The 19,391-nt window shown below is 53.0% G+C and carries 19 protein-coding genes and 1 tRNA gene; 11 read left to right on the top strand and 9 right to left on the bottom strand.

Annotation, left to right across the window (positions count from 1 at the left end; genetic code table 11):
- The first annotated feature begins 47 nt into the window (after nucleotides 1-47).
- The 8 genes from plsX (at nucleotide 48) to JIN87_RS17290 (ending at nucleotide 6,945) form a co-directional block, all read left to right on the top strand.
- Nucleotides 48-1,094 carry a phosphate acyltransferase PlsX gene (gene plsX, locus JIN87_RS17325; RefSeq protein WP_200356857.1) on the top strand — a complete coding sequence of 349 codons (1,047 nt, stop codon included), beginning with the start codon at nucleotides 48-50 and terminating at the stop codon, nucleotides 1,092-1,094.
- A 57-nt stretch (nucleotides 1,095-1,151) separates the two neighbouring features.
- The gene (locus JIN87_RS17320; protein WP_200356856.1) at nucleotides 1,152-2,150 is read left to right on the top strand and encodes a beta-ketoacyl-ACP synthase III; all 999 of its coding nucleotides are present in this window, start codon (nucleotides 1,152-1,154) and stop codon (nucleotides 2,148-2,150) included.
- Nucleotides 2,151-2,205: 55 nt separating this feature from the next.
- Complete coding sequence (locus JIN87_RS17315; protein WP_200356855.1) at nucleotides 2,206-3,315, top strand: tetratricopeptide repeat protein; 1,110 nt, start codon at nucleotides 2,206-2,208, stop codon at nucleotides 3,313-3,315.
- Between the two features lie 18 nt (nucleotides 3,316-3,333).
- Nucleotides 3,334-3,840 carry an LPS assembly lipoprotein LptE gene (lptE, locus tag JIN87_RS17310; RefSeq protein ID WP_200356854.1) on the top strand — a complete coding sequence of 169 codons (507 nt, stop codon included), beginning with the start codon at nucleotides 3,334-3,336 and terminating at the stop codon, nucleotides 3,838-3,840.
- A gap of 80 nt (nucleotides 3,841-3,920) precedes the next feature.
- Nucleotides 3,921-4,577: a ribulose-phosphate 3-epimerase gene (rpe, locus tag JIN87_RS17305; protein ID WP_200356853.1), complete on the top strand. Its 657-nt coding sequence runs from the start codon at nucleotides 3,921-3,923 to the stop codon at nucleotides 4,575-4,577.
- A 112-nt stretch (nucleotides 4,578-4,689) separates the two neighbouring features.
- Entirely contained in the window at nucleotides 4,690-5,544 is an 855-nt protein-coding gene (locus JIN87_RS17300; RefSeq protein ID WP_200356852.1) for a class I SAM-dependent methyltransferase, read from the top strand.
- Nucleotides 5,545-5,654: 110 nt separating this feature from the next.
- Entirely contained in the window at nucleotides 5,655-6,512 is an 858-nt protein-coding gene (locus JIN87_RS17295) for a polyphosphate kinase 2 family protein (RefSeq protein ID WP_200356851.1), read from the top strand.
- Nucleotides 6,505-6,945 (top strand): NUDIX hydrolase, encoded by a 441-nt coding sequence (locus JIN87_RS17290; RefSeq protein ID WP_200356850.1) that lies wholly within the window; start codon nucleotides 6,505-6,507, stop codon nucleotides 6,943-6,945. Before JIN87_RS17295 ends, JIN87_RS17290 begins: the two co-directional genes overlap by 8 nt.
- A 78-nt stretch (nucleotides 6,946-7,023) precedes the next feature.
- Here the strand turns inward: JIN87_RS17290 and JIN87_RS17285 are convergent.
- Nucleotides 7,024-7,100, bottom strand: a tRNA-Arg gene (locus JIN87_RS17285).
- A 143-nt stretch (nucleotides 7,101-7,243) separates the two neighbouring features.
- Nucleotides 7,244-7,615, bottom strand: coding sequence for a ribosome hibernation-promoting factor, HPF/YfiA family (gene hpf, locus JIN87_RS17280; protein ID WP_200356849.1), 372 nt, complete (start codon nucleotides 7,613-7,615; stop codon nucleotides 7,244-7,246).
- A 62-nt stretch (nucleotides 7,616-7,677) separates the two neighbouring features.
- Here hpf and JIN87_RS17275 point away from each other — a divergent pair, with 62 nt between their 5' ends.
- The 3 genes from JIN87_RS17275 to JIN87_RS17265 all read left to right on the top strand — a co-directional run bounded on the left by JIN87_RS17275 (nucleotide 7,678) and on the right by JIN87_RS17265 (nucleotide 10,952).
- Nucleotides 7,678-8,478 (top strand): SDR family NAD(P)-dependent oxidoreductase, encoded by an 801-nt coding sequence (locus JIN87_RS17275; protein WP_200356848.1) that lies wholly within the window; start codon nucleotides 7,678-7,680, stop codon nucleotides 8,476-8,478.
- A 3-nt stretch (nucleotides 8,479-8,481) separates the two neighbouring features.
- On the top strand, nucleotides 8,482-9,270 hold the full coding sequence (locus JIN87_RS17270) for an RluA family pseudouridine synthase (protein WP_200356847.1): 789 nt from the start codon (nucleotides 8,482-8,484) through the stop codon (nucleotides 9,268-9,270).
- A 338-nt stretch (nucleotides 9,271-9,608) separates the two neighbouring features.
- On the top strand, nucleotides 9,609-10,952 hold the full coding sequence (locus JIN87_RS17265; RefSeq protein WP_200356846.1) for an MFS transporter: 1,344 nt from the start codon (nucleotides 9,609-9,611) through the stop codon (nucleotides 10,950-10,952).
- Between the two features lie 4 nt (nucleotides 10,953-10,956).
- Here the strand turns inward: JIN87_RS17265 and JIN87_RS17260 are convergent, their stop codons facing one another.
- From JIN87_RS17260 to JIN87_RS17230, 7 genes are all read right to left on the bottom strand, one after another.
- On the bottom strand, nucleotides 10,957-11,964 hold the full coding sequence (locus JIN87_RS17260; RefSeq protein WP_200356845.1) for a hypothetical protein: 1,008 nt from the start codon (nucleotides 11,962-11,964) through the stop codon (nucleotides 10,957-10,959).
- A gap of 146 nt (nucleotides 11,965-12,110) precedes the next feature.
- On the bottom strand, nucleotides 12,111-12,344 hold the full coding sequence (locus tag JIN87_RS17255) for a hypothetical protein (protein WP_200356844.1): 234 nt from the start codon (nucleotides 12,342-12,344) through the stop codon (nucleotides 12,111-12,113).
- A gap of 89 nt (nucleotides 12,345-12,433) precedes the next feature.
- Nucleotides 12,434-14,971, bottom strand: a complete 2,538-nt coding sequence (gene hrpB, locus JIN87_RS17250; protein ID WP_200356843.1) for an ATP-dependent helicase HrpB — start codon at nucleotides 14,969-14,971, stop codon at nucleotides 12,434-12,436.
- Between the two features lie 3 nt (nucleotides 14,972-14,974).
- Nucleotides 14,975-16,234 (bottom strand): diaminopimelate decarboxylase, encoded by a 1,260-nt coding sequence (locus JIN87_RS17245; RefSeq protein WP_200356842.1) that lies wholly within the window; start codon nucleotides 16,232-16,234, stop codon nucleotides 14,975-14,977.
- Nucleotides 16,235-16,305: 71 nt separating this feature from the next.
- A complete protein-coding gene (locus JIN87_RS17240; protein WP_200356841.1) occupies nucleotides 16,306-17,229 on the bottom strand; it encodes an RluA family pseudouridine synthase in 924 nt (307 codons plus the stop codon).
- Nucleotides 17,226-18,221 (bottom strand): adenosine deaminase family protein, encoded by a 996-nt coding sequence (locus tag JIN87_RS17235; protein WP_200356840.1) that lies wholly within the window; start codon nucleotides 18,219-18,221, stop codon nucleotides 17,226-17,228. Before JIN87_RS17235 ends, JIN87_RS17240 begins: the two co-directional genes overlap by 4 nt.
- A 1-nt stretch (nucleotide 18,222) precedes the next feature.
- Nucleotides 18,223-19,338 (bottom strand): aminopeptidase, encoded by a 1,116-nt coding sequence (locus tag JIN87_RS17230; protein ID WP_200356839.1) that lies wholly within the window; start codon nucleotides 19,336-19,338, stop codon nucleotides 18,223-18,225.
- Between the last annotated feature and the right edge of the window lie 53 nt (nucleotides 19,339-19,391).

The raw sequence follows: 19,391 nt of genomic DNA, 5'->3' as shown, positions 1-19,391 counted from the left end.
CTCAGACGACACGGCACTCGCCCGTTCTCTAGGTTATTACGCGCCACATGCTCGAACAAAAGAGCTCTTGCATCGCCATCGACGCAATGGGCTCCGACAAAGGGCCAGCAGAAATGGTCGCCGCTACCAAAATGGCGGTCGACAGCGTAAAGAACCTAAGACCCATAATTCTTGTCGGCAACGAAGCCGAACTGAAGCCCTTGCTTGAAAAAGAAGGGCTTTCTTCACATCCGGACATATCCATCTTCCACGCGTCCGAAGTCATCACTATGGATGACAAACCCTTGGTCGCGCTAAAGAAGAAGAAGGATGCAAGTATGCTCAGAGCCATCGAGCTCGTCAAAAACGGCGATGCGAGCTGCGTTCTCAGCTGCGGAAACACCGGAAGCCTCATGGCTGCTGGCACCATAAAGCTCCGCACTCTAGACGGAGTGGACCGTCCCGCGCTTGCCACCGTGATGCCACGCAAGCGAGGACACTTCGTTCTCATCGACGCGGGAGCCAACCCCTCCGCCAAAGCCGAACATCTAGTCCACAACGCCGTTCTTGGCAGCGACTACTGTCGACACGTCCTCGGTATCAACAAACCGAAGGTCGGCCTCATGACCATTGGCACCGAAGAAGGCAAAGGCACGGATCTAATCAACCAAGCCCACTCCCTTCTTAAAAAGATCGATGGCCAAATCGAGTACGCCGGTCTCATCGAAGGCTTCCAAACCTTCGAAGAAGGCGTCGACGTCGTAGTCTGCGACGGATTCACAGGAAATATTCTCCTCAAGGCATCCGAATCCCTGTTCATGCTGCTCAAAAACTTCGTCAGCGAAGAAATCCAGGCGAACATGGTCCGGAAAATGGGCTACCTGCTCTCCAAAGGGGCGTTCGACGCCATAAAGAACCAACTCAATCCCGACAACTACGGAGGCGCTCCACTCCTCGGCCTCAAAGGCAACGTTCTGAAAGCCCACGGCTCCAGCAACAAGCAAGCCGTCATGAACGCCATCCGGATCGCCAACGAGATCGTAAGCAACGATCTAACCCGCCACATCCTCGAAGATATCGAGGCCGCGAACAACATTATCTACGACGCCGACTGATTTGATCTGCATTTGCAGGTTGCATGAACAGTAAGGCTTCCCCATTGAGACATTCGCATGAGTACTGCGCCTAGATCCGTAATCGTAAAAGGAACCGGTTCCTACACACCGCAAAAAGCGCTTACCAACAACGATCTCTCGAAAATCGTCGACACCTCCGACGAATGGATTTTCACCCGCACCGGCATCCGCGAACGCCGGATCGCAGCCGAGGGCGAGACCTCTTCCACGATGGGAGCCGAAGCAGGAATTCGAGCCATCGAAAACGCTGGACTCTCCCCCGAAGACATTGACGTCGTGGTCGTCGGCACCATGACGCCCGACATGCCCTTCCCCTCCACCGCCTGCCTAGTTCAGGACAAGATCGGCATTCCAAACGCAATCAGCTTCGACGTTGAAGCCGCTTGCTCAGGCTTCCTGTATATAATGGAAGTCGCGGCTGGCCTCCTCGCGACTGGACGCTACCGAAATGCCCTTATCATCGGAGCAGAAAAGCTATCCAGCATACTAGACTGGGAAGATCGCACCACCTGCGTCCTCTTCGGCGACGGAGCAGGCGCTGCCGTCCTCGGACACGCTGAGCCAGGCGAAGATCGCGGCATCATCGATTTCAAACTCGGCTCCGACGGAAGCAAAGCGAACATGCTGCACCAACCCGGCGGCGGCTGCGCAATCCCCCCAAGCCCCACCTCCATCAACGACCGCCAGCACTTTCTGAAAATGCGCGGCCAAGAGGTGTTTAAGCAGGCTGTTCGAGTCATGGGGCAGGCCGCAGTAGAAATCCTTGAACAAAATGGAGTAGAAGCGGATCAACTAAAGTGCGTAGTTCCCCATCAGGCTAACATGCGCATTATCGACTCCCTTTCTTCACGACTCCATATTCCAATTGAACGCTTTTTCCTAAATCTCGACAAATACGGAAACACTTCCGCCGCATCCATCCCTATCGCGCTCGACGAAGCAGCTCGAGCCGGCAGACTGGAACGCGGAGACATCATTTTACTCGTCGCCTTCGGAGCCGGCCTCACCTGGGGCTCGACCCTTCTCCGCTGGTAGGCCAGACTCCCCCAAAAAACGACCTAAAGACGCCCATTTCCCGAATTACCCACAGATGAACCTAAGTTTTGCCAGAACCCTTTTCAGCAAGCGACTCACCCTACTTGCCAGCCTCGCCCTCGCTATTTTCGCATTCATTCAGAGCGCTCAGGCCGAATCGAAAATAACGTGGTCAGCAGAGACCGGCTACCAATCCGAAGAGGTCGATCTATCCGGCCTCCTCCCCGAGGAACAACAAAAGATCCTCAACTGGATGAACAACGCCCGAAAGGCAGAGGAAAAACGCAATTTCTCCACCGCGCTCCGCCTCTACAAAAGAGTCTACAAGAAGTACCCAAAGAACCAGTACTCCCCAGAGGCCTACCAACGCACCGCCCTCATCCAGCTCGAACGCAAGAAGATCGATAAAGCCTTCGAAGCCTTCAACACGATTGCTTGGGTCTACCCGAACTACGGCAGCTTCAACGAAACCCTAGGCGAGATGTACAAGATCGCCGTCGCCCGCCTCGAAACCCACCGCGACAAGATTCTTTGGGTGATCCCAGGCTTCAAAAACACGGACCGCGCAATCCAGTACTTCGAACGCGTCGTAGCGATCGCTCCTTATAGCGATTACGCCCCGCTCTCCCTGATGAATATCGCCAAAGCATGGTCCGACAAAAACAGCGACGCGATGACGATCTACGCTCTCGATCGACTCGTAACCAACTACCCCAACAGCTTCCTCACCTCCGACGCCTACCTCAAACTCGCACAAACTCACTACGGCCTAATCAAAGGCCCCGAGTACGACCAGCGAGCCACCGAAGACGCCATCACCTTCTTCGAAGACTTCCTAATTCAGTACCCGGAAAACCAGAACGTCGACCAAGCTGAAGAAGGTTTGGCCGGGGCTCAAAACGTACTAGCTCTCAGCAAGCTAAAGATGGGCGACTTCTATTACTTCAAGCGCTCCAAGTACGAGGCGGCTAAAGTCCTCTACAACGAAGCGATTACCATAGCGCCTCGCTCTCGAACAGCCGACACCGCTCGCACCCGTCTCGAGAAAATCGATACGATTCTAGCCAAGAACGAAGAAGCGATCGAAGAAGAAGCGCCAACCAACGAAGAGATCCAGCAGCGTGCCCGCAAACGCGCGAAGCGCCGCATCCTAGGAATCTTCTAGACGCCTAATTTCTCAGACATGAGAACATTCGCTCTCATCGGAGCCCTCGTCACGTTGCTTTTCACTGGCTGCGCCTCCTACCAAATGGGCGAGCCCACCGAGTTGCCGTACCGCACAATCTACGTCGCTCCTCCTCAAAACCTCTCCACGCTCGCCAAGCTCGAAGGCCCCCTAAACGCCGCCTTGCGCCAAGAGATCCTGCAGACCTCGTCTCTCGAACTCGCTCAGCCAGGAAGACAAGACGCCACACTCGATCTGACGCTCACCAAGGCAAAACGAGAAATCGCCGCGGTTACCACAGAAGATCTCGGCCGTGGACGAAAATTCGAACTCGTTCTGGACTTTGAGCTCAGCCTCAAACGACCAGGCAACAACGAGGACTATTTCGTTCAATCCCGAGAATTCACCATAAAACGCGACATCTTCACTGAAAGCGGGCTCGTGGACGCAGAGTATCAGGCCGGTCCAGAGATCTCCCGAGAAGCCGCAGAGAAGGCTATCCAAATCATAACGGACCTCTGGTGATCGTCCCCCTCTAGCTGTTTTACGGGAATTCTCGCCTCTAGACTTGAGCCCGAAAACCAAGGAAGGCTAATTATCCCACAATGGGTTCTCCAATTTTAGCACCATCCATGCTAGCCGCCGATCACACGCGACTAGCCGAAGACATCAAATGCGTCGAACAAGCAGGCTGCCAATGGCTCCACGTCGACATCATGGACGGGCACTTCGTACCCAACCTGACGTTCGGTCCGCAAACAGTCGCCGACCTTCGGCCGAAAACGAAGCTCTTCCTCGACGTGCACCTGATGCTCGACAACCCACAGGAGTTCGTTGAGCACTTCATCAAGGCCGGAGCAGACCAAGTTACGATCCACGTCGAGCCGGAATACGATATACCAGGCACGCTCGCAAAAATCCGAGAGCTCGGAGCTAAGTGCGGAGTCGTCTTCAACCCAGGCACCCCCGTAGCGGCGGTAGAGCCTTACCTAGAGCAAATCGACATGGTCCTCGCCATGACCGTCCAACCGGGCTTTGGCGGCCAAAGCTTCCAGGAAAGCGTTTTAGAAAAGACCAAGCAACTCGCAGCTTGGCGCGAAGAGCGGAATCTCGACTTCCGCATTCAAGTCGATGGCGGCGTCAACGCCGATAACGCTCCAATCTGCCGTAACAACGGCGTGGATACCTTTGTCGCCGGTACCGCATTCTTCAAATCGGAAGACAAGGTCGCATTCAGGCAAAAAGTCGAGGAATTGGTCTAGTCCATCCAATTGGGCGAGCGAGCATGATTACGCGTGCTCGAAAAAGAACTACGGGACAAAAGACCATCCCAATGCAAATTCGAACAAAGCAAAAGCGATACTCTCTGATCCAATGATTTTGGCTAACGACTGGGAAGACTACGAAATCCTCGAATGCGGAAACGGCATGAAAAAAGAGCGATGGGGCGATGTCGTACTCGTCCGCCCCGACCCTCAAGTCATCTGGCCACGCACCTCCTCCAGCTGGGGCAAATACGACGGGCTTTACAAACGAAGCACCAAAGGCGGAGGAACTTGGGATTTCCGCAGAAGCCTCCCAGAAAGCTGGATCATTCGCTACAAAGACCGGCGTTTCAAGATTCGCCCCACCAACTTCAAACACACCGGACTCTTCCCCGAACAGGCCGTAAACTGGGATTGGTTCGGAACTAAAATCGCCGAAAGCAAACGCCCAGTAAAAGTCCTGAACCTGTTCGGCTACACTGGCGGAGCGACCGTCGCCGCTGCGGCAGCTGGAGCAGAGGTCTGCCATGTCGACGCAGCAAAAGGCATGGTCGCCTGGTGCCGTGAAAACGCCGCCCTAAGCAACCTCGGCCAAGCCCCCATCCGCTACATCGTGGATGACTGCGTGAAATTCGTTGAACGCGAAATACGTCGTGGGTCCACATACCAAGGCATCATCATGGATCCGCCCTCCTACGGACGCGGCAGCAAAGGCGAAGTCTGGCAGTTCGAGCGCGACCTCTACGGGCTGCTTCAAAAGTGCGCCAAAATCTTCGACAAATCCGGCCTCTTTTTCCTCGTCAACGCTTACACGACCGGAGTCTCGCCAACAGTAGTTGGAAACCTGTTACGAGAGTCCATGTCGAGTTTCCCAGGTAAAGTCACCTCTGGCGAAGTGGGGCTCCCGATTTCAAATACGCTCAATACACTCCCCTGCGGCCTGTATGCCCGCTGGGAATCCTAGTCGTTTTCCCTAGGTCGTTTGTTACAATTGTCCTGAGCAAACGGTTCTGGGTTGCTTGACTAACGAGGGCTCTCAAGTTTCTTGGCACTCGCCACTCGTATAACTGGAAAATGCCGCGTCACGACTTCGTAAAGAGCAAGGTTTTTGATTTTTACCGCAACATCGACTACCCCACCTATAAACAGGAGAAGGAAGCTCTACAGATCGAGCTGCTCAAACTGCAGCATTGGGTCGTCGAAAACCAAAAACGAGTAGCCATTGTATTTGAAGGTCGAGACGCGGCAGGAAAAGGCTCTTCCATAAAGCGCTTCATAGAGTACATGATGCCCAAAAACCTCAGGGTCGTAGAACTCGGCATCCCTACCCCAAACGAATCAAAGTATTGGTTTCGCCGCTACGAGAAGCACTTCCCGGATCCTGGTGAAATCGTCTTTTTCGACCGTTCCTGGTACAACCGCGCCATGATCGAGCCAACCATGGGCTACTGTAAAAAAAGCCAGTACAAGTACTTCATGAGCAAGGTCGTCGAGTGGGAGGAAAAACACATCGATCAAGGGCTCATCCTCATAAAGCTGTATCTTTCCGTCGACAAGGAGACCCAATCAGTCCGCTTCCAGGAACGCATCGTCAATCCTCTCAAATACTGGAAGTACTCCGAAAACGACGAAAAGGTCAGAGAATTTTGGGACGTGCTAACCAATTACAAGGAACAGATGTTCGAACGCACTTCCTCCCCTAAAAGCCCTTGGGTGGTTATCGGCTCGAACAACAAGCTCGAGGCCCGTCTCACTTCCATGCTCTACGTTCTTTCCACCATCAGATACGACGAGTGGAAGCAGTTTAAACCGCTTGCGAAGAAAAAACCGCGTACCCGCTACAGCAAGACAATCGAAGGCGTCCAATTCAACAACCTGAACTACCGCCAGTTGAAACTGCTCGAAACCCTCGAAGCGATCTACAATGCATAAGCTCCGCACCATCGAGGCTGCCGGGGGGCTAACCCTAGACGCGAACGACCGCATCCTCTTTATCTTCAAAAACGGTCGATGGGACCTCCCCAAAGGACTTATAGAACGAGAAAACTCCGCTGCCAAAACAGCAGTCGCCGAAGTGTCCGAGGAAACAGGGCTAACAACCAGAGAGCTGCGCGTATTGACCGAGCTAATACCCACGATCCATGTTTCGAAATTCGCCAAGACAAAATCCCTCAAACAAACTCGATGGTTTTTGCTTAGATATTCCGGCGAAGACGAAGGATTCACTCCTCAGACCGAGGAAGGCATCGAACATTGCGCCTGGATCCCCCTCTGGGACCTAGAACGCCCGCTGCGCAACTGCCCCGCCCGTATCCACTATCTGGTGAGCTTCTGGCTCAAAGTCAGAAAAGAAATCGACTACTAGCCTCGTTCACTCTCGAATGAATCCAACATCCGAATACACAAACAGCGGTCTTCCTTTCGGAAAAACCGCTGTCTGAAGTGGCACGGGGTAAGGGAGTCGAACCCCTAACCTCCTGATTCGTAGTCAGGTGCTCTATCCAATTGAGCTAACCCCGCTTCAGGTCTTAACCGCCGGGTCGGCGATCAAGGCTCAGGAAGAAAGTAGCTTTGGTGCTTCCTGACAAGGACTTTTTTCAAAAAAAAGAAGCCGCCCGAAAATTACAGGCGGCTAAGGTTAAAATACAGTGGCGTGCCGAAGTTTAGACCTTCGGAAGGCTGGCCGGGATATCGACCTCATGAGTGTCTTTACGCTTCACTCGCTGGAGGCGCGAGCGACGACGCAGCATGCGATCAAGCTTGTCGACGAGTAAATCGACCGCTTTGTAGCAATCAGGGTCAGAAACAGAGACATTCATCGATGGGCCATTGATTTCAATATGGCCCTTGGCAATGAACTCGTGCTCGCTACCGCCCTTCCCATAAACGCATTCTAGTTCAACCTTGACCCGTATAATGCGGTCCTCATGCCTGAAGAGTCGCTCCACCTTATCCGTTACGGTCTGCTTGATAGCCTCAGTCAGATCCATGTGGATGCCGGTGATAATTAGGTCGTGGTTGTTCTCAGTGTACATGATACTCCTTTGGTTATTATTAGATTTTCGATGCATAACCCCAAACATCCAAAGCAAACGGTATGGGCTCTAGATACGACCTCGCTATCATTACAGGAGGCTCTTCTGGGATCGGATATTCAATCATCGAAGGATATTTGAAGTTAGAACCGGACGCTTCGATATTCAACCTTTCTCGGCGTAAACCGGCATCTTTTTCAAACGTCCCTGAACGCCAACACCTTGAGTGCGATCTTTCGGACAAGAATCAGCGCAAGAAGGTATTAGACGAACTCGAAAGGCGTATTCGATCCGCTAAAGGGCAAGGGAGGATTCTCCTCGTGAACAATGCCGGCTTCGGGCTCTACGGTGAAACCGGCGACACTCCTCCCGAAGAGCACCTCGAACTCCTCGAGGTAAACGTCTGCGCCCTAGTCGAAATAACCACCCGGCTCCTGCCTCTAATCAAGGAACGCGGAGGCTCGATTATGAACATCGCCTCGACTTCAGCGTTTCAACCTACCCCCCACCTCTCCACCTACGGAGCCAGCAAAGCGTTCGTGCTGAACTGGACCCTAGCCCTAAATGACGAGCTCAAGGGATCCGGAGTAAATGCCATCGCCGTCTGCCCCGGCCCCACAAAAACCGAGTTCTTCAAACGAGCCGGCTTCAAGGATCGCGTCGTCCCCGCCGGATACAGCCACGATCCCGAACAAGTAGCAAACATGGCCCTCCGCGCCCTAAACGCTGGAAAACCTTTCACCGTAACAGGGCTTTTAAACAAGCTCGCGTCCCTATTCTCGACTATGCTTCCACTTGCTCTCAGAACCCGAGTCGCCGGCCGAGTCATCCGCCGCTTTCGCCCAAACCCAGAGAATCAATAATAAATGCCTGCAACCGAATGGGGTTGGCTCGTCACCCCCGAAGAGCTGGAAAACTGGATTTTGCAAGACGACGATCACGTGCTTCTGGTAAACAAACCGGCATTGCTCGTTTGCCACCCTTCCAAAAATGGCCCGTGGTCCTCACTGGCGGGAGCTTGCCGCGAATATCTTCAGTCCGAACGCTCGCATCTCGTCTCGCGTCTGGATCGCGAAACCAGCGGCATCGTTCTTTTCGCCAAACACCGCCTCAAGTCCCGCCATCTCCAAATGGCTCTCGAACGTCGCAAAGTCTCCAAAACCTACATCGCGATCCTCGAAGGCGAACTCAAAGAGGAAACTCTCGTCGACGCCCCACTCGGCCCAGACACCCAAAGCATCGTTCACTCGAAAAATACAGTTCGCCACGACGGACGGCGCCAAGATGCCCAAACCCGCTACACTCCGCTCTACACCAACGGACGCTACACCCTCGCCAAAGTCGACCCCATCACGGGACGCAAGCACCAGATTCGAGCCCACGCCCTGCACATCGGCCATCACATCGTAGGCGACAAGCTCTACGGACCAGACGAAGGCCTCTTTCTTGATTTCATAGAAGACGGCTGGACCGAAGCCATAGCGAAGGTCCTCCCGATCAACCGCCACGCCCTCCACGCATACCGGATGGTTTTCGATCTTGAAGACGGCCCCGAGACCTACATCGCACCCCTCACTCAGGATCTCGTCGACTTTTGCAGCCAAAACCTCGGTCTTTCCACCGAGTCGCTAGAGGAAATCCTCCAAAAGCTCTAAGCCAACAGCGCCTACTCCACTCCCCGATCTGTAAACAGGTTGCTAATTTACACTTTATTTAACGAGTCACATGGGTTCTAATCCGAACCATGAGATTCAACATGTTCGGCATCATCTCCCTTATGATCTCCGCGATCTTCATCTGGATTTACGTGGTAGATTCCATTTGGACCCTTGCCCGAACGTTGGTCGCTTAAGAGAAAGATCAGCTATCCCAAACCTTGATTTTTAGCAAAAAAGGCCGCTCCCTCAAAGGAAGCGGCCTTTTTCTTTTTGCCTGAACAACAATCAAGTCGCCCGCCCTCCCGTAAGAAGCGGAAACACCAACGCCCACCAACGTGCCAGACCCATCCCCACCCGATCCGCTTTCCCTGCCGAACGTAAAACGATTCATCGCGTTCCGCGTTTTCTTCAACGCGAGATTCTACTATCCCGTTTTCACCATCCTTTTCCTCGATTTCGGACTTAGCCTCGAGCAGTTCGCCATTCTCAATGCCGTGTGGGCGATCACCATTGTGTTGCTGGAAGTCCCGTCCGGCGCTTTGGCAGATACGATCGGACGTCGAAATCTCGTCGTTCTTTCAGCCGTCATCATGGTGTTGGAGATGCTGCTGATCCTCTTCGCCCCTGTTGGAAACAGCCAAGTCGTATTCTACCTCTTCCTGATCAACCGAATATTAAGCGGAGCTGCCGAAGCCGCAGCCAGCGGAGCAGACGAAGCCCTCGCCTACGACTCACTCAAAGAAAAGGGCATTGAGGACCAGTGGGGCAAAGTCCTTGAGAGACAGATGCGTTTTCAGTCGATCGGCTTCGTCATCGCAATGAGCACCGGAGCGATCCTATACGACGTCGACAAGGTGAACTCGGTTATCGGATTGCTGAATTTAGATTACGAGATACCAAGCAAACTCGCAATTCGCCTCCCCATAATTGGCACCCTCATTCTCGGCTTCCTCGCTCTCATAACCACGCTTGGGATGAAAGATAGCTCGGAAAACGCCCCCACAGGGAGCTCATGGAAGACCATCAAGCAATCCTTCGCAAACACGATGGAAGCAGGGGCCTGGATCCTCAAAACGCCGCTAGCCCTCGTCGTCATCTGCTCCGGCATGCTGTTCGATCACATCGTCCGAATGGTCCTTACCCTCAACAGTGAATTCTACCGTCAGATCGAACTCCCCGAATACACCTTCGGATTCATCGGTTCCGGATTGGCCTTGCTCGGAACATTCATGCCGAAAATCGGCAAAGCCATGGCTGAAAACCGAAGCAAAACATTCAATTACATCGCACTCTCGCTATCGATCGGGAGCGGACTCTGGCTCATGTCACAATTCTTCCCCTACTGGGGAGCACTGCCGATGGTACTCGTCTACAGCGGAATTTTTCTCAACGGCTTCTTCGTGAGCCACTACCTCAACCAAATAACAGACTCGAAACACCGAGCAACCGTACTCAGCTTCAAGGGACTGTCCTTCAACTTAGCGTACGGAGCGATCGGATACGTCTACGCCACCGCCATCGGCAACCTGAGAAAACAAGAGCCCTACACCTCCCTCACAGACGACACCCTATCCGGAGAGCTTTTCAAAACCGCTTTTACCTGGGGTCCGCCCTATTTCGTAGTCTTGGCAATCGCAGTCTTCACATTCGCTGCGCTTCGACTTCGTAGCAGCAAATAGGCCTCTAGACGCTCTCAAGCTCAAAAGCCGCTTCTTCCTGGCCAGCAAGCTCGAGCTCGGAAAACCACTCAGGCAAAGAAGCTAAGATCCGCAGAACCGTCCCCACGTGGATCACTTGACTCAACGCAAGACCTGATTCGCTAACTCGCTGCGTGTTTTCGACCACTCCATCCGCGAGACGAGCCACAAGCTCAAGACGAACCCGCATCTGCTTAAAACGCTTATAGTACTCCGTATCAGAAATCTGAACACTGCGCGACTTCCGAGGACGCATCTCCGCATTGATCTTAACGATCTGCTCGTTCAGCCAAACCTTGCACTCCTCGTCAAAACGCGCCCCAAAATTCTCAACCGCCGCAAGCAGCTGCTCTTGCAAAAGGCGGACTTTGTCCTTCGGAACCACCCGCATCAATGCCACCAGTTCCTGCGATCTCAGCACCTCAGGACTCATATCCATGACCTCGTTATTTCCATGGCCATGACCATCAAGCATGCGATGGTTTACAAGGATGTGCCTTAGCACTTCGTTGATATCCATGTAGGAAACATAACCAATATCGTTCCTGATAGGCCCCCACTGTCGCTCGCAGACCGACAAGAACTTCTTGGAACGGACCGCATGAGTTTCCCCTTCATGACCAAAAGAGTTCGAAGCGTATCCGTCGGAAATCTGATTGAACGTATCATCCGACAGTCGAGCGAAATCATCGAGCTTCGTCCGCCCCGTTTCCACAATTTCGATCAAAAAGGATTCACAGTGCTTTTCGAGCTCCTGCTTCTCGTCAACTTCGACTTTGGGCTCTTTCTCCACCTCCTTTTCAGCCGATTCCCGGCAATAGTCCCCGAGACTAGAAGAGGCTGGCAATGACTTTTGCGAACTCCCCGTAAGCACCTGCAATCCGATGTAGCAAGCGATCGCGAAAAACGCGCACACCGCTACAATTCCCAACACATCTGTGATGGCATCGCCTGGATGGGTACCAGGAAGTGCGGCAAGCGATAGAAAGTTCATGGCCAAAAGAAATGCGAAGTCTTCGCACCCTAGTTACCTCGACCAAAAACAGCCTAGATTAACCCCTACTGAATTCAGTCCGCCTCGCTAGTCCCCCTCAGAGGGAGATTAGCAACTGTTTTACGAGATTTGTTAGAGCTTCAGACTTAGCTCTTCGCATCGAGCGTATTGCCCAACATCTCATAGTGAGCCTGGATCACTCGCGCATTAGCGCCGTACATGGTCTCAGCGTGAGACATTTCCAGAATCGGATTAGGGCCGAAGTCACCACGAGCGACCTGAGAGACCGCCTTGTTTAGCTTGCGGTTTCCTCGCTCCATCCCTTCTCGCGCCTTGTCGAAAATAGTAGAGCCACTCGTTGTTACTTCACGGATTGCCATACCACATTGTATCGTACTCCGTGCAAAAAAATCTATCGAGCAATGCGCTCAAATCGACATGAGCTCTTCACTCTATAGCGACCTTCCCCCTAACGCCATTCGTGCTTGGGATAACGCCCTTTCAGCTCCTTCTTTATCCCCTCGTACGAACCAGACCAAAACGCCTTCAAATCAGTCGTCATCTGAATCGGCCGCATATTCGGCGCAAGCAGTTCAATTCTCGGGGTAGCTCTTCCTTGGCAAAATTTCGGAGTATCCGGGATGTCATACAAGCACTGAATCTTAGCCGATAACGTCAACAGCCCCTCTGCATCAACACGCAAGCGGGCTGGTTTTCCGTTCTCCAATTTAATCTTTTCGGCCAATTCCTTCTCCACCATAGCAAGCGTTTCCGGCCCCACCCATTCGTGTAGAACTGGCATCACCTCCTTGCGCTTGAGATCCTTCATACTACGAATCCCCATACAACATTGTTCAAGAATTAGCGTGCGAGCATCTTCGTCAATCGCCTCAAATCCGTATTCAGAAAACGTAGACGCTACAAAATTCACCTTCCGGATAAAGTGCTCAACATCGTCATCCCATTTGGCCAACTTCGCTTTTCCATCCTCGATTAAACGCGCGAAAACCTCAGCCGCCTTTCCAGGGTCAGGCTCTAAACTCTCTTTCGAAGAAATTTCCAAATCCTGAAACCGAATCACACGCCGCTCCACGACTCGCTTCTGTTTCTCGTCAAAAGCAGTTTCCTCAGCATCCGAAAACAAATCAGGAAACAGTTCCTCCAACCACTCGACGTCAATAGCCGAGCAAAGGTTGAAAACTGTATTTACCTGCCCCCCTTGCCTTCCAATTTCGTTCACCTCGCAGGCAACGAACAACTCCGAACCATCGGCTAAACTCTCTCTCGCCAAGTTCCCCCGGCGACCTCCCACCATCGAGCATCGCAGCGTACCCGAATCGAGCCGCCTACAAACGCGATCTGGGAATCCCCAAAGCAAACACTTGCGAATATCAGCTTCGTCTGCAGCTACCTCTTTTCCTCCCTCAAGCAAACCGCTCGCTTCAGCGTATTGAGAAAGCTGATTCGCTACTTTCAAAACTTGCCGAGCGCTCTGAGCATGAATACCCAGCTCTTGGCAAAAACGCATATCAAAACGCTCCTTTAGCGCCGCCTTCCAAGCGAACATCTGAGCAATCAGATCACTCTTCCCCCCCTCTCCCCATAAGGCCTCACGCCGCTTCTCTACCGCCTTATCAACTTTCCGAAGTAGAATATTTCGCGATTGAGCAAGAGCCGCCGCTAGAGCCATTTCCTCCACGCAACCAAAACCCTTTGCAGCAAGGAGCATGGAAGCAAAACGTGGATGGAGCGGAAATCCGCTCATTTTCCGACCTCGCGCCGTGAGTCGCCCGTCGTCGTCGATCGCTTCCAGACCACGCAACAATTGCACAGCGTCAGCAAGTCGCTCTTCGTTTGGTCTCTCAAACCACTCGAACGCATCCACAGAACCGATACCTGTGGCAAGCAGCGACAACAGCATCTCCGAAAGATCGACTCGCCTGACTTCAGGCTCCTCAAACAGAGCCCGATTCGCATTCTCTCGTTCAGTCCAAAGCCTAATCGCCTTTCCAGGAGCCGTACGCCCTGCACGACCAGAACGTTGCTTCGCCGAAGCATTACTTATCCTTTCGATCCAAAGAGTATTAATGCCACGAATCGGATCATATCGAGCGATCCGAGCCTGGCCGCTATCAACAACGAGTCTCACGTTATCAATCGTAAGCGAAGTCTCAGCCACATTCGTGGCTACGATCACCTTCCTCCGATTTCCGCCCTCAACAGCACGATCCTGATCCTTCGCGCTCAGCTCACTGTGCAACGGCAAAAGCTCAAAACCCCGGGCGGACAAACGACGCCCCAAAGCTGCGATCGTTTTACCGATCTCGAACGCTCCGGGCATAAACACCAAAGCATGTCCCTCGCTCTGGGTCTTCAATCCTTCAGCCGTCGCATTCGCAGCAAGCTCCCAAATCGGCAAATCACTGTTAGCGGACCTGTTATCGATATAGCCCACTTCAACCGGGAAAGTCCGGCCCTCCGACTTCACAATTTCGCACGGTTCAAGATACGTGGACAGCTCCGAGGCATCCAAAGTCGCGGACATGATGATAAGCTTGAGGTCCGGTCGCTTCGTCCTCTGCAGCATCAAGGCACGAGCCAGAGTAAGGTCAGCATGCATGCTCCGCTCGTGAAATTCGTCGAACACGATACACGATACGCCCTTCAAATCCGGATCTGCGATCATTCGCCTCAGCAAGATCCCTTCGGTCACGAAGTGGACCCGCGTGTCACGGGACGATACTCGATCGTGCCTGACTTGGTAGCCGATCGTTCTTCCCGGCGACTCACCAATTTCCCAAGATACACGCTTGGCTAGCATGCGAGCCGCAATCCTGCGCGGCTGCAAAACGACGGCTTCCCCATTATCGAGAAAACCGCCTTTTAGTAAGAACTTGGGAACTTGTGTCGATTTGCCAGAGCCCGTTGGAGCTTCGAGAACCAGACGATTCGTATTCGCGAGTTTGCTACAAAACTCGTCCTCTATCTCCAGGATCGGCAGATCCATAATCTACAGAACCGCGACTTCGTTCGCCCAGACCTGCTCAAGCGGCTGACGTTCACGAATCACCGCGATACGGCCACCTTCTCGAAGCAAAACTTCAGCGGATTCGGGAAAGCTGTTGTAGTTCTTGGCAGCCATTGACGCGCAGTAAGCGCCGGCCCCACCCACAACAAAGTAATCGCCAATCTTCGCTTCGGTCAAACGCCGTGGAGACAGGGCCTCCGGATCTCCTGGAGCAGGTGTCAAAATGTCTCCAGACTCGCAGCAGTGACCAACCACGATGTAGTCTTCCTCGCCGCGCTCCGACTCGTCCGCAGGCAATACCCACATTGGATGCTGAGCGCCATACATTGAAGGACGGGTATTGTCGGTCATGCCGCTATCGAGCTTGAGGAATTTGTATCCATCTTCCCCTGTCGAAGTCTCGTCTTGAATTCGAGAGAGAATCGCCGTGCAGTTCGCCACCAAGTAAGTTCCTGGCTCCACCTCGAGGTGGATTTCACGTCCAGTACGGGCTGCGAACTCCTCGAACTCGACCTTCATCTTTTGGCCAATAACCTGAAGATCTGTCGTCTTCTCACCTTCAATGCGACCAATCTTATAACCACCCCCGAGGTTCAAATGAGTCACGTTCGGGAAAGCCTCAACCAAATCAAGATTCATGCTCACAACACGGATCCAAACCTCAGGATCGCTCCCGCTTCCAATATGTGAGTGGATTCTAAATACATCGAGTTCACACTTCTCGACGAGCTCTTGCACCTCTTCCAGATGCTCATGCCAAATTCCAAAGGAAGAAGCAGGACCGCCCACATTGGTACGTTGCGTGCCACCTGAGCCGAGACCTGGATTGAAACGCAGTCCAACCTTGCTGCCCGGCAGCGCTATGCCAAACCGCTTCAACTGGCTGAGCGAGCACACGTTCACAGTAATCCCCGCTTCAACGAGCGACACGAAATCTTCCGGCAACTCCTGAGTGCTAAGTGAAATGCGCTTCGGATCAATCCCCGCTGCGATCGCACGACGAACCTCGTACCCAGAACTGGCGTCGAAATGAAGCCCCATGGACGCAAACAAACGCAGAATATTCGAATTCGGGCTCGCTTTCATGGCATAGCGAGCAGTTAGGCCGAAGGCGTTGGGAAACGCTAAAACCTGAGCCGCGCTCTCGCGCAAGGCAGCTTCGCTATACACATAACAAGGCGTTCCAACCTTGCTCTGAATCTGTTCCGCGATCTCGCGGGTTATGAAATTCTCTGCGCTCATTTTTCTAAATCAGGCGGCTGATTCTGGGATCAGAAAAGCCACCTGCAAGCATGAAGCGCGATCGACAGCGACTACATCAGAGCCTTGAAATCCGCTGGCGGCTCAGCCTCCAGCTCCATTTCTTCGTTCGTGAGCGGATGAGTGAATTTGAGGTAACAGCTGTGCAACATCACACGATCCGGCTGTTTCGCCAGTCGTGGAAGCGGACGAAATCCATAAACAATGTCACCCAGAATGATGTGCCCGATACTCTTCAAATGGACACGAATCTGGTGCGTACGGCCCGTGTGGATGCGACAACGCAGCAAGCAATAGCCTTCTTCGTATGACTTGACCAGGGTCCAATCAGTCTTCGCTTCTCGCCCACGGCCCCTGCCTTCCTGGCACACCCGCATCTTGTGTCGCTGATTCGGATTTCGCTCAATTGGGCGTTCAACAGTACCGCTCAAAAGCTCCGGAGCGCCGCAGCCGAGAGCCAAATACTCCTTTACCAACGACCGCGATTGAAACAACTCGCTCAACGCTCTGTGGGCCACGTCGGTTTTGGCCGCCATGATCAATCCGGAAGTCTCACGGTCGAGACGATGCACAATCCCTGGCCGTTCGACTCCGCCGATACCGCTCAACTGCCCTTGGCAATGATGCAGAAGCCCGTGCGCAAGCGTAGGCTCGTCCGGTCCGGCGCCAGGATGGACCACCAGTCCTGCAGGCTTATTGACCACCACCATGTGCTCGTCCTCGAACACCACATCGAGATTCATCTCGATGGGCCCCATATCCAGCTTTTCGATACGTGGCATCGAAAACTCGACCGAGTCACCCTCAGTGACTTTACGGTTCTTCGCGATCGGCTTCCCGTTCAACAAAACGAGGTCCGCTTCAAACGCCCTTTGAAAATCCGACCGGCTATGCTCGGGAAATGCTTCTGACAACAGCTTGTCGATTCTCGTTTTATAGACGCCTTCTGGAACGTCCCACACTATCGCGTCACTCATTGAGCTAATACCTCATCAATTTGGCGGATGTATTCACTCTTAGACGATCGATCTAATTGAGAATGCTCGAAACCGTTCTTAGCAAATTGGGCGAGTTCCGACTTCGAAAACCCCAAACGCTGGGCAAGCGCCCTGTATTCGTCGAGAATGTCGTTCGCAAAACAAAGCGGATCATCCGTGTTAATCGTGCACGTCACTCCAGAGTCTACGAGCTCCCGCAGAGAGTGCTCTTCTAGACTCGGAAAGACTTGAAGCTTTTCGTTGCTCAAAGGGCAGACATCAAGCACCGCGCCCTCGTCCGCGAGTCGCTTAACCAAAGCCTTATCCTCAACCGCTCGCACTCCGTGCTGAATACGTTTCGACCCAAGCTGATCCAACGCTTCGTAAATCTTCTCCGGCCCTCCAAATTCGCCTGCGTGACACTTCACGATCTTTCCCGCGTCTCGGCAACGTTTCCAAATGGGTGGAGTCCAATTCTCTAGATCGAGCCACTCCTGACCGTGCAGATCGATACCATCCAGCTCGTCCCATTCATGCAATTTGTCCAAAATGGGTCGCATCACGTCGGTATAACCGTTTCGAACCATCCCACCAATCACTCGGACCTCGAGCCCTTCAGGAGCAGCCGATTTGATCGCTGAAAGGATTTCAGGACCATCAACTCCTATAAACTCGATCATGTGCAGATGGAAACTAGTCTCAACGTATTTAACATTTAGAGACACGAGCTTCTCGAACATCCGCTTACAAGCCAAGTGGTAGCGCTCCGCCGAGTTGAACCAAACCACGGCGTGGTCGATCAGTAAATTTTCGAACTCGACGAAATTCGGATACCGAAAGTCCGGTTTACGAAAGTGAGGAATCTCCGGAAACCGCTCCTCATCCATTTCGGTGAGCAACTCGTAGGGCAAAGCGCCCTCCACATGTAAATGCGTCTCCGTTTTCGGGATACGGTTGATAAAGTCTTCCAGCTCTTTAGCCAGTTCGCTCATTTTACTTAGCAACCAACTCGTCCGGGTTGAGGGACTTGAGCTCGTCCGTCACGAACAAGCCATCCTTTCTGATCAAGACATCGTCGAACCAGATTTCACCACCTCCGTATTCTGGACGCTGGATACAAACCATATCCCAATGCACCTGAGACTTGTTGCCATTGTTGGCATCTTCGTACGCTTGCCCTGGCGTGAAATGGAAAGATCCGGCGATCTTCTCATCGAACAAGATGTCGCGCATTGGCTCCTTGATATGCGGATTGAAGCCGATGGCGAACTCGCCGATAAAGCGGGCTCCATTGTCCGAATCCAGGATTTCGTTCAGACGCTTGGTATTGTTCGCCGAAGCGTTGACGATTTTGCCCTTCTGAAATTCCAGCCGAATATCGTCAAAAGACACTCCTTGGTAAACGGACGGCGCATTGTACTGAAGCACTCCCTCGACACTATCAATCACCGGACAAGAAAAGACCTCCCCGTCCGGGATATTGTGAGTCCCCACGCATGGAACCGCACCAATACCTTTAATCGAAAACTTCAGATCCGTCCCCACTCCCTTGATGTGAACGCGGTCCGTCCTCTGCATGAGAGAGGCAAGAGCGTCACTTCCCGCCTTCATGCGCGAATAGTCGAGATTACACACCTTGAAAAAGAAATCCTCAAACGCCTCAGAGCTCATCATCGCCTGCTGGGCCATCGCGGACGTCGGCCAACGCAACACGCACCACTTCGTCTTGTTCACACGCCAGTCAAGCACCGGCTTCATAACCTGAGAAACAAGCTGAGCCTGTTCGCTTGGAACATCAGACGCCTCGAAGATGTTGTTTGAGCCACGCAGAGCAATGTACGCATCCATATTCTTCATACGCTGAAGCTCGATTGCGCTTTGAATACGGAGCGACTCCTCGGTCGTTTCGAGAGAAAGCTCACGATTCACCCGGGCATGATTCAAATTCACATAAGGAATCGCTCCGATCTCACGGGCAGCCCGAATCAGCTCGACGATGATCTCGTCTGGCACATCGAACGCATCGATTAGAAGGCGCTCCCCCTCCTTGAGGTTCGTCGAGTACCGCGTTAAGTTTCTAGCCAATTGCGAGAGGCGTGGGTCGATCATACCCCTCTACGAATGCATTTCTGTGCAGGATGCAACGATTTAGCTGCGATTCA

The organism is Pelagicoccus mobilis (assembly GCF_016595505.1).
GTDB lineage: Bacteria > Verrucomicrobiota > Verrucomicrobiia > Opitutales > Opitutaceae > Pelagicoccus > Pelagicoccus mobilis.
The sequence above is the reverse complement of the archived record's forward strand: the minus strand, read 5'-3'. Positions and strand labels throughout refer to the sequence as shown.